Raw genomic sequence first — 8936 nt, 5'->3', positions numbered from 1 at the left:
GCGGCGGGGGGATGGAGGAAGGGACGGCGGCGGCGCTGGACCACGCGATCATGAGTAGGCTGCGGGCGCGGTGAGGTTCCGCTGCGCGGCGGGGGGCGGGGGAGGGGACGGCGGCGCTGGACCGCGCGATCATGCGCGGGGTGCGGGCGCGGTGAGGTTCCGCTGCGCGGCGGTGGCGCCGGGGTGGCGGGGGGCGGGGGTCAGGACTCGGTGAAGTAGTGGGCCTGGTCGAGGTCGTCGAGCAGGCCCGGGTGGTCGGGGTGCCAGCGGAGGAGGGTGCGGGTGGCCTCGGCGGAGGCGGGCACGTCGAGGGGGACGACGCGGGCGAGGAAGCCGAAGTGGGCGTCGGCGCGGGCGGGGTCGACGGGGGCGGTGGGGAGGCCCAGGCGGGTGCCGATGCGTTCGGCGAGGGTGCGGAAGGGGATGCCCTCGTCGCCGACGGCGTGCAGGCGGGTGCCGGCGGGGGCGTGTTCGAGGGCGAGGCGGTAGAGGCGGGCGGCGTCGCGGGTGTGGACGGCGGGCCAGCGGTTGGTGCCGTCGCCGAGGTGGCCGGAGACGCCGGTCGCGCGGGCGGTGCGGATCAGGAGCGGGACGAAGCCGTGCCGGTCCAGCGGCCCGTGGACGACCGGGGGGAGGCGGACGACGGAGCTGCGGACGCCGTCGGCGGCGGCGTCGACGAGGGCCCGTTCGGCTTCGGTGCGCGGGGCGCCCGGGGCGACCCGGGACTCGAGGGCGGGCTCGCCGTTGGCACCGCCGCCGGCGGCGATGCCACCGGTGCCGACCAGGGGCTTGCCGGTGCCCGCGAGCGCCTCCACCAGCGCCCGGACGGCGCGCAGGTCGTCGGCCATCGCGCCGGCGTAGTCGCCGCCGAGCATCGCCTCGTGCTTGAACGCCAGGTGCACCACGCCGTCGGCGGCCGCCGCGGCGGCGCGCAGGCCGTCCAGGTCGTCGAGGTCGCCGCGCCGGACGTCCGCGCCGAGGGCGGTGAGCGCGGCGGCGGAGGCGTCGGAGCGGGCCAGGCCGGTGACCCGGTGGCCGGCCGCGAGCAGGTCGGGGACGAGGGCGGAGCCGAGGTGGCCGGTGGCTCCGGTGACGAAGACGTGCATGGGAACGGACCTCCGAGTGATGGGACTCTGTCTCATCACCATAGCCCGTGCCGCTCCGCGATGCGACCAAGTCCCGTCACGTAGAATGCGGACCATGGCCAGATGGGACCCGAACGCGCGCGAACGGCTGGAGCGCGCCGCGCTCGAACTCTTCGTCCGGCAGGGCTACGACCGCACCACCGTCGCCGAGATCGCCGAACGGGCCGGCCTGGCCAAGAGCACGTTCTTCCGGCACTTCGCGGACAAGCGCGAGGTGCTCTCCGGCGGCGACGCCCTGGCCCGGCTGCTCGCCGGCGCGGTGGCCGCCGCCCCGCCCGGGGCCTCCCCGCTGGAGGCCGCCGGGGCCGCCCTGGCCGCCGCCGGGGAGCACGCCTTCACGGCCGAGCGCCACCAGGCCGTCCGCGAACGGCAAGGGGTGGTCGCCGCCAACCCCGAACTCACCGAGCGCGAACTGCTCAAGCGCGAGGCGCTGGCCGCCGCCCTGGCCGACGCGCTGCGCGGGCGCGGCACCCCCGACCCCGCCGCCGTCCTGACCGCCGAGCTGACCCTGCTGGCCCTGCGCACCGCTCTCGCCCGCTGGACCGACCGCCCCGGCCTGGACTTCACGGCCCTCGCCCGCGAGGCGCTCACCACCCTGCGCGACACCGCCGCCACCCTCTGAGGGCCCGCACCCGCCCGTCGCCGCCCGTGCCGCCCGCCGCGACCCCGGGGCGCCCGCGCCGTCCGGACGCCCGAGGCGGGGCCGGGCCGTGTCAGGGCGGCCTGGGAGAATGGACTCCTCGCCGACCACCACGACCGAGGAGCTGACGCCGGTGCCCGAGGGGCATGTGATCCACCGCCTGGCCAGGGAGAACCACGAGCTGTTCGGAGGGCGCCCGGTGCGGGTGTCGAGTCCGCAGGGGCGGTTCGCCGAGGGGGCCGCGCTGATCGACGGGCGGGTGCTGGACGACGCGGAGGCGCACGGGAAGCACCTGTTCCTCGGCTTCGGCGCGCACTGGCTGCACGTGCACCTGGGGCTGTACGGCACGTACGCCTTCGGGGCCGGCGAGCCGCCGGCGCCGGTGGGCCAGGTCCGGCTGCGGATGGTCAACGACGCCGGCTACGCCGACCTGCGCGGCCCGACCGCCTGCGAGCTGCTGACCCCCGCCGAGAAGGCCGCCGTGCACGGCCGGCTGGGGCCGGACCCGCTGCGGCCCGGCGAGGCGGGGGACGCGGCCTGGCGGCGGGTCTCCCGCAGCGGCAGCACGGTCGCCGCCCTGCTGATGGACCAGAAGGTGCTGGCGGGCGTGGGCAACGTCTACCGCGCCGAGGTGCTGTTCCGGCTCGGGATCAACCCGCACCGCCCCGGCCGCGAGCTCTCCCGCCCGGAGTGGGACGCGATCTGGGCCGACCTGGTCGCCCTGATGCACGACGGCGTGGCGGCCGGCCGGATCGACACCGTCCGCCCCGAGCACACCCCGGAGGCGATGGGCCGCCCGCCGCGGGTGGACGACCACGGCGGCGAGGTGTACGTCTACCGGCGGCACGACCAGCCCTGCCTGGTGTGCGGAACGCCGGTCCGCACCGAGGAGCTGGCCGCCCGGAACCTGTTCTGGTGCCCCCGCTGCCAGCGGGTCTGACGCTCCGTCACCGCGTCAAGCCTTGACGCAAGGTTGACCCGGTCTTGGGCGAGGGCCCCGGAGCGGCGCTCCTATTGTCGGGTCCATGCCCGTGCAACCGTTCCAGGGCCCGCGCCCCACCCCGGCGCTCCCGGTCCTGCCGTACCGCAAGCCCACCAGGGGACGCGACTACTGGGTGCTGGACGACGTCCTCCCGGACCCGGACGCGGTGCGGGCCAGGCACCTGGCGCGCACCGACTGGGACGAGGGCTACCCGCACCGACCGGAGTCCTGGCCCGGCCTGCGGGCGATGCCCGGCCTCGAACCGGACGAGCTGGCGCACGTCGAGGCGCTGGTGCGGGCGGCGACCGGGGCCGAGCGGATCTGGGCCCGGGAGGGGGCCGGCGGCGGCACGTTCAACCACAACTGCGTGCAGGTGGTCGGCGCGGGGGAGTGCGAGCCGCGCCCGCACACCGACGCGCGTTCGCTCTGCCGCTACGCGGCCGTGCTGTACCTCAACCCGGCGGTGCCCAAGCGCTGCGGGACCAGCTTCTACCGGCAGAGCTTCCCCGGCGGCCGGCTCGGCGGCAACAGCGTGGTCGCCCCGCACGACAACCTGGTGGACGCCCTCGGCACCCGCTTCGTCCCGCCCGACTCGTTCACCGAGGACCTCGCCGTGCCGCACCGCTACAACCGGCTGCTGCTCTACACCGCCAACCTGATCCACACCGCGACCGAGTACCACGGCAGCACGCTCGCCGAGAAGCGGATGACCTGCGTCTTCTTCTGGATGGCCGGAGCGGCCGGGACGGCCTGACGCCGCGTCACCACACTCCTGAACAGGCGTGATCTGCGCCACCCGGGCCCGGGCGGGCACTTGCCCCCGGGCCCGGCGCGGGCCTACGGTGGGCGGGCCGTGGTGCTCGGGAAGCCGGTGCACTGTGTCCGCCACGAGAGTGGTCGGCACAGGAGTCCGGAGCGGCCCTCGCCACTGTGATCGGGGAGTCGTCGGCTCCCACCTCGTGCCACTGGCCGCCCGCGGCCGGGAAGGCCGGGCGCCGGCGCGCAACACCCCGTCAGCCAGGAGACCGGCCACGGCATCTCACGAAGTGATCCACGAGGTGCTGGAGCGTGAACGCGGATGACCGCGCATGAGTCGACCCTGCCCGGGAACGGTCCCGGATCCCCCCTGCCCGCCTTCCGGTGGCGGCGCGAGGACACCCTGCGCACCGCCGGGTTGATGGCGGTGATCCTGGCGATGCACGTGGTGGCGTTCGGGACGCTGCTGTTCCTGGTCGCGCCGCACCACTACGCCGTCGGCACCCAGGTGTTCGGCGTCGGCCTGGGCATCACCGCGTACACCCTGGGCATGCGGCACGCCTTCGACGCCGACCACATCGCGGTGATCGACAACACCACCCGCAAGCTGATGGCGGACGGCCGCCGCCCGGTCTCGGTGGGCTTCTGGTTCGCCCTCGGGCACTCCTCGATGGTGGTGATCATGGCCGCCATGGTGGCCGGCGGCGCGGCGCTGGCGGGCACCCTGATGGACGAGGACTCCACCACCCACCAGGTGCTCGGCACCATCGGCACCACCGCGTCCGGCGCCTTCCTCTACCTGATCGCGGCGCTCAACCTGGTCGCCCTGCTGGGCATCTGGCGGGTGTTCCGGGCGATGCGGGCGGGCGAGTACGACGAGGGGGAGCTGGAGAAGCACCTGGCGGCGCGCGGCCTGCTGGCCCGGCTGCTGAACCGGGCCACCCGCTCGATCAGCCGCCCCGGCCAGATGTTCCCGGTCGGGATGGTGCTCGGCCTGGGCTTCGACACCGCCACCGAGGTCACCCTGATGGTGATGGCGGGCTCCGGCGCGGCCTCCGGCCTGCCCTGGTACGCGGTGGTCTGCCTGCCGCTGCTGTTCGCCGCCGGGATGAGCCTGTTCGACACGCTGGACGGCACGTTCATGAACTTCGCCTACCAGTGGGCGTTCGCCAACCCGGTCCGCAAGGTGTACTACAACCTGACCATCACCGGGCTGTCGATCGCGGTGGCCTTCGTGATCGGCACCATCGAGCTGGTCGCCGTGCTGCACGACAAGTTCGGCCTGGTCGACCCGGTCACCGGCTGGATCGCCGGACTCAGCCTGGACAACGTCGGCTTCGTGATCGTCGGCCTGTTCGTGGTGGTCTGGGCCGCCGCGATCGGCTACTGGCGGATCGCCAAGCGCTCCCGGGCGTTCGCGCAGGCCTCCTGACGGCGGGTCAACCGGTGGCCAGGATCAGCGTCCCGGCCACCGCGAGGCCCGCGCCCAGTACCTGCACCCGCAGCAGCCGCTCCTTCAGCAGGCCGCGCGCCATCAGCGCGGTGACCACCGGGTAGAGCGAGGCCAGCACGGCCGCGACCGCCACCGAGCCCAGGTAGGAGGCGGCCGCGTACAGGCCGTTCGCGGCCACGTCGGCGACCCCGACGGCGGTCAGCGCGGGCAGTTCGCGCAGGCCCGCCCGCAGCTCCAGCGGCTGCCGGCGGGCCCGCGCGGCCAGCATCCCGGCGCCGACCGCGGTGTTGGTCAGCCGCTGCACGCACAGCGTCAGCAGCAGCGCGCCGCCCGCGCCCGCGTGCGCGACCAGCGCCAGCACCGCGCCGAAGGCGAACGCCGCGCCGAGGGTGAGCACCAGCACCCGCCGGCTCACGGACGCCCCGCCGCGCTGCGGGCCGCCCGCCAGGGCGACCCCGGTGACGGCCACCGCGATGCCCAGCGCCTGGACGGCGCCCGGCCGTTCGCCGAGGAACAGGCCGACCCCGACCGGCACCAGCACGCCGACGGTGGCCAGCGGCGACACCACGCCCATCGGCCCCAGAGCCAGCGCCCGGTAGAACGCCAGCAGCGCGAACGGGCCGATCACGCCCGCCGCCACCGCGTACCAGAGGGCCGGCCCGGCGCCGGCCCAGCCGCCGGTCGCGGTCACCGCCAGCGCGAGCACGCCGGCGGCCGCCGACTGCGAGAGCACCACCACCGTCGGCGCGGGCAGCCGCCGGGTGATCGCCCCGCCGCCGTAGTCGGCGACGCCCCACAGCAGGCTGGCGAGCAGGGCGAGGGCGGCGCTCATGAGGCGACGGGGGAGGCGGACGGCATGGTGGACTCCGCAGTACAGTCGGTGGACCTGGCGATGCCGCCGCAGCATAGTTCAACCCAGTGCACTGACCCAACCAGAATATTGGACTGCCCCGTGCCGGACGCCGATCTCGTCACCCAGGCCCTCGCCCGCAACCTCAAGCGCCTGCGCCTGGAGCGCGGCCACACCCTGGACGCCCTGGCCGCCCGCTCCGGGGTCAGCCGGGGCATGATCGTCCAGATCGAGCAGGCCCGCACCAACCCCAGCGTCGGCACCGTGGTCCGGCTCGCCGACGCGCTCGGCGTCTCGATCGCCCGGCTGCTCGACTACGACGCCTCCTCCGCCGTCCGGATCGTCCCGGTGGAGGACGCCGTCCGGCTGTGGACCGGACCCGAGGGCGGCAGCGGCACCCTGCTCGGCGGCACCGAGGCCCCCGGGCCGCTGGAGCTGTGGTCCTGGCGCCTGCACCCCGGCGAAGCGCACACCTCCGACCCGCACCCGCCCGGCACCGTCGAGATCGCCCGGGTCGACGAGGGCGTCCTCACCCTCGTCCTGGACGGCCGCGACCACCGCGTCCCGGCCGGCTCCACCGCCTCCTACGAGGCGGGCACCGCCCACGGCTACCGCAACGACGGCGACCTGCCGTGCCTGGTCACCATGGTCGTCTCCGTCCCCCCGCCCGGGGCGTAGCCGGCCCGGACGGGGAGACGGAGTCCCGGTACGGCGAAGGGGCCCCGGGCGAACCCGGGGCCCCTTCGCCGCGCTCCGTCAGCCGCCGTAGCGGCGCCGGTACAGCTCGACCCGGCCCTCGGTGTCCATCAGGCGGGCCTTGCCGGTGTAGAACGGGTGGCTCGCCGAGGACGTCTCGACGTCGACCACCGGGTACGTCCGCCCGTCCGCCCACGCGACCGTGCGGTCGCTCGCGGCGGTGGAGCGGGTCAGGAACGACAGACCCCCGGTCTTGTCCCGGAAGACCACCGGGCGGTACTCGGGGTGGATTCCCTGCTGCATGACTGCTCCTCCTCGCTGGAGTCCTCGCTGGATGCTTGCGTGCCGGACCGGACGGGTGCCGCCCCCGGGCTCAGCGGGCCTCGCGGAACTCCACGTGGCGGCCCGCCACCGGGTCGAACTTCCGCAGGGCCATCCGGTCGGGGTCGTTGCGGCGGTTCTTCCGGGTCACGTACGTGAAGCCGGTGCCCGCCGTGGACCGGAGCGTGACCACCGGTCGCAGTTCGCTGCGTGCCATCGTCTCGTCCTCCCTCTCCCGGCAACGATTGCCGTTTTCACCACGTCACAACACGAGGCCCCCCGCCCGCATTCCCGACCCCGTCGGCCGGTCCCGACAGGCGCCCCGGCGAGCCCGTTCGTACGCTCGGACCATGTCCGACGCGCACGCCGCCCGACGCGAACGCCTCCGCGAGTACTGCAGCGCCTCCGGAGCCGACGCCGCGCTGATCACGCGCGCGGCCAACGTCCGCTACCTGACCGGCTGCCCGCCGCTGGGCGCCGCGCTGCTGCTGACCCGGGACCGGGCGGTGCTCGCGGTGCCCGAGGGCGCGGAGCCCGACGCGGGCGGCGAGCGGCCCGGCGAGCCCGAGGTCACCCGGCTGCCGGTGCCCGCCGAGGGCGACGCCGCGTTCGCCGCCGCCGAGGCCGCCGCCCGGCTGCGGGTGCGCGACCTCGCGGTCGAGGAGCACGACCTGACCGTGGCCCGGCACCGCGCCGTCGCCCGCCTGGCCGGGACGACCCGGCTGCTCGACCTGGACCGGGCGGTGGAGCGGCTGCGGGTGGTCAAGGACGAGTACGAGATCGCCGACCTGCGGATCGCCGCCGAGATCGCCGACCAGGCCCTCGGCGAGCTGCTCGAGTCGATCCTGGTCGGCCGCACCGAGCGGCACCTGGCGATGGAGCTGGAGCGCCGGATGATCGACCACGGCGCCGACCGGGCCGCCTTCCCGGTCTCGGTCGGCACCGGCAGCCACTCCGGCCTGGAGCACCACCAGCCCACCGACCGCCGGGTCGAGGAGGGCGACTTCCTCACCGTCGCGCTCGGTGCCCGCTACCGCGGCTACGGCATCTCCACCGCCCGCACCTTCGTGATCGGCGCGGCCCCCGCCGCCTGGCAGGTCGAGCTGCACCGGCTGGTCTTCCGCGCCCAGCGGGCGGGCCGGGAGGCCCTCGGGCCGGGCGTCGAGCAGCACGTCCCGGACGATGCGGCCCGCTCGATCCTCCAGGCGGCGGGCCACCCCGAGCGGTCCGTCCACGCGCTGGGGCACGGCATCGGCCTGGAGATCCGGGAGGCTCCGCGCCTGGGGCCCGCCGACATGGGTAAACTGGACAACCGCGTGCCGGTCACCGTCGGTCCAGGGGTCCATCTCCCGGGCCGGGGCGGCGTCCGGATCGAGGACACGCTCGTGGTGCGGCCTCCCGAGGAGGGCGGGCCCGAGCTGCTCACCATCACCACCAAGGAGCTCCTCGCGCTGTGACCGGAAGCGGTCGCGGTGGCGCGCGGCTTGGTGTTCCTTGACAGCGGACATATCAGGAGTAAGTGCGCCCGTGGCTACCACGAACGATCTCAAGAACGGCATGGTCCTCAAGCTGGACGGCGGCAAGCTCTGGACCGTCGTCGAGTTCCAGCACGTCAAGCCCGGCAAGGGCCCGGCCTTCGTGCGCACCAAGCTGAAGGAGGTCCTGTCCGGCAAGGTCGTCGAGAAGACCTTCAACGCGGGCATCAAGGTCGAGACCGCCAACGTCGACAAGCGGACCATGCAGTACTCGTACCGCGACGGCGAGGCGTTCATCTTCATGGACATGGACACCTACGACCAGGTCCCGGTCGACGCCGCCACCGTCGGCGACGCCGCCAAGTACCTGCTGGAGGGCTTCGAGGCCCTGGTCGCGCAGAACGAGGGCGTCCCGCTGTACGTCGAGCTCCCCGCCGCGGTCGAGCTGGTCATCGCCGAGACCGAGCCGGGCGTCCAGGGCGACCGCTCCACCGGTGGCACCAAGCCCGCCACCCTGGAGACCGGCGCCGAGATCCAGGTGCCGCTGTTCGTCACCACCGGTGAGAAGGTCAAGGTCGACACTCGCGACGGCAGCTACCTCGGCCGGGTCAAGTAACC

11 protein-coding genes and 1 riboswitch are annotated in these 8936 nt (G+C 74.9%); of the genes, 7 read left to right on the top strand and 4 right to left on the bottom strand.

The window, feature by feature from the left end; all coding sequences use genetic code 11:
• Positions 1-200: 200 nt before the first annotated feature.
• Positions 201-1106, bottom strand: a complete 906-nt coding sequence (locus ACZ3J7_RS07070; protein WP_465617667.1) for an SDR family oxidoreductase — start codon at positions 1104-1106, stop codon at positions 201-203.
• A 94-nt stretch (positions 1107-1200) separates the two neighbouring features.
• On the opposite strand from ACZ3J7_RS07070, the gene ACZ3J7_RS07065 reads away from it, so the two are divergent.
• The 4 genes from ACZ3J7_RS07065 (at position 1201) to nicT (ending at position 4955) form a co-directional block, all read left to right on the top strand.
• Positions 1201-1767 (top strand): helix-turn-helix domain-containing protein, encoded by a 567-nt coding sequence (locus ACZ3J7_RS07065; RefSeq protein WP_465617665.1) that lies wholly within the window; start codon positions 1201-1203, stop codon positions 1765-1767.
• Between the two features lie 151 nt (positions 1768-1918).
• The gene (locus ACZ3J7_RS07060) at positions 1919-2725 is read left to right on the top strand and encodes an Fpg/Nei family DNA glycosylase (protein ID WP_465618024.1); all 807 of its coding nucleotides are present in this window, start codon (positions 1919-1921) and stop codon (positions 2723-2725) included.
• A gap of 85 nt (positions 2726-2810) precedes the next feature.
• Positions 2811-3521: a DUF6445 family protein gene (locus tag ACZ3J7_RS07055; protein WP_465617663.1), complete on the top strand. Its 711-nt coding sequence runs from the start codon at positions 2811-2813 to the stop codon at positions 3519-3521.
• Positions 3522-3604: 83 nt separating this feature from the next.
• A riboswitch (cobalamin riboswitch) is annotated at positions 3605-3815 on the top strand.
• A 30-nt stretch (positions 3816-3845) separates the two neighbouring features.
• Positions 3846-4955 carry a Nickel transporter NicT gene (gene nicT, locus ACZ3J7_RS07050; RefSeq protein WP_465617661.1) on the top strand — a complete coding sequence of 370 codons (1110 nt, stop codon included), beginning with the start codon at positions 3846-3848 and terminating at the stop codon, positions 4953-4955.
• Positions 4956-4962: 7 nt separating this feature from the next.
• Here the strand turns inward: nicT and ACZ3J7_RS07045 are convergent, their stop codons facing one another.
• Positions 4963-5808, bottom strand: coding sequence for an EamA family transporter (locus ACZ3J7_RS07045; RefSeq protein ID WP_465617659.1), 846 nt, complete (start codon positions 5806-5808; stop codon positions 4963-4965).
• Between the two features lie 120 nt (positions 5809-5928).
• On the opposite strand from ACZ3J7_RS07045, the gene ACZ3J7_RS07040 reads away from it, so the two are divergent.
• A complete protein-coding gene (locus ACZ3J7_RS07040) occupies positions 5929-6504 on the top strand; it encodes an XRE family transcriptional regulator (protein WP_465617658.1) in 576 nt (191 codons plus the stop codon).
• Positions 6505-6582: 78 nt separating this feature from the next.
• On the opposite strand, the gene ACZ3J7_RS07035 is transcribed toward ACZ3J7_RS07040, so the two are convergent.
• Together ACZ3J7_RS07035 and rpmG are read right to left on the bottom strand one after the other, a co-directional pair.
• Positions 6583-6825 (bottom strand): type B 50S ribosomal protein L31, encoded by a 243-nt coding sequence (locus ACZ3J7_RS07035; RefSeq protein WP_465617656.1) that lies wholly within the window; start codon positions 6823-6825, stop codon positions 6583-6585.
• Positions 6826-6895: 70 nt separating this feature from the next.
• The gene (gene rpmG, locus ACZ3J7_RS07030) at positions 6896-7060 is read right to left on the bottom strand and encodes a 50S ribosomal protein L33 (RefSeq protein ID WP_014134547.1); all 165 of its coding nucleotides are present in this window, start codon (positions 7058-7060) and stop codon (positions 6896-6898) included.
• A gap of 133 nt (positions 7061-7193) precedes the next feature.
• On the opposite strand from rpmG, the gene ACZ3J7_RS07025 reads away from it, so the two are divergent.
• Positions 7194-8300 carry an aminopeptidase P family protein gene (locus tag ACZ3J7_RS07025; protein ID WP_465617653.1) on the top strand — a complete coding sequence of 369 codons (1107 nt, stop codon included), beginning with the start codon at positions 7194-7196 and terminating at the stop codon, positions 8298-8300.
• A gap of 70 nt (positions 8301-8370) precedes the next feature.
• On the top strand, positions 8371-8934 hold the full coding sequence (gene efp / locus ACZ3J7_RS07020; protein ID WP_111555856.1) for an elongation factor P: 564 nt from the start codon (positions 8371-8373) through the stop codon (positions 8932-8934).
• Positions 8935-8936: the final 2 nt, after the last annotated feature.

This window comes from Kitasatospora sp. NPDC015121, assembly GCF_055562955.1.
This window is presented reverse-complemented; position numbering and strand designations above follow the sequence as displayed.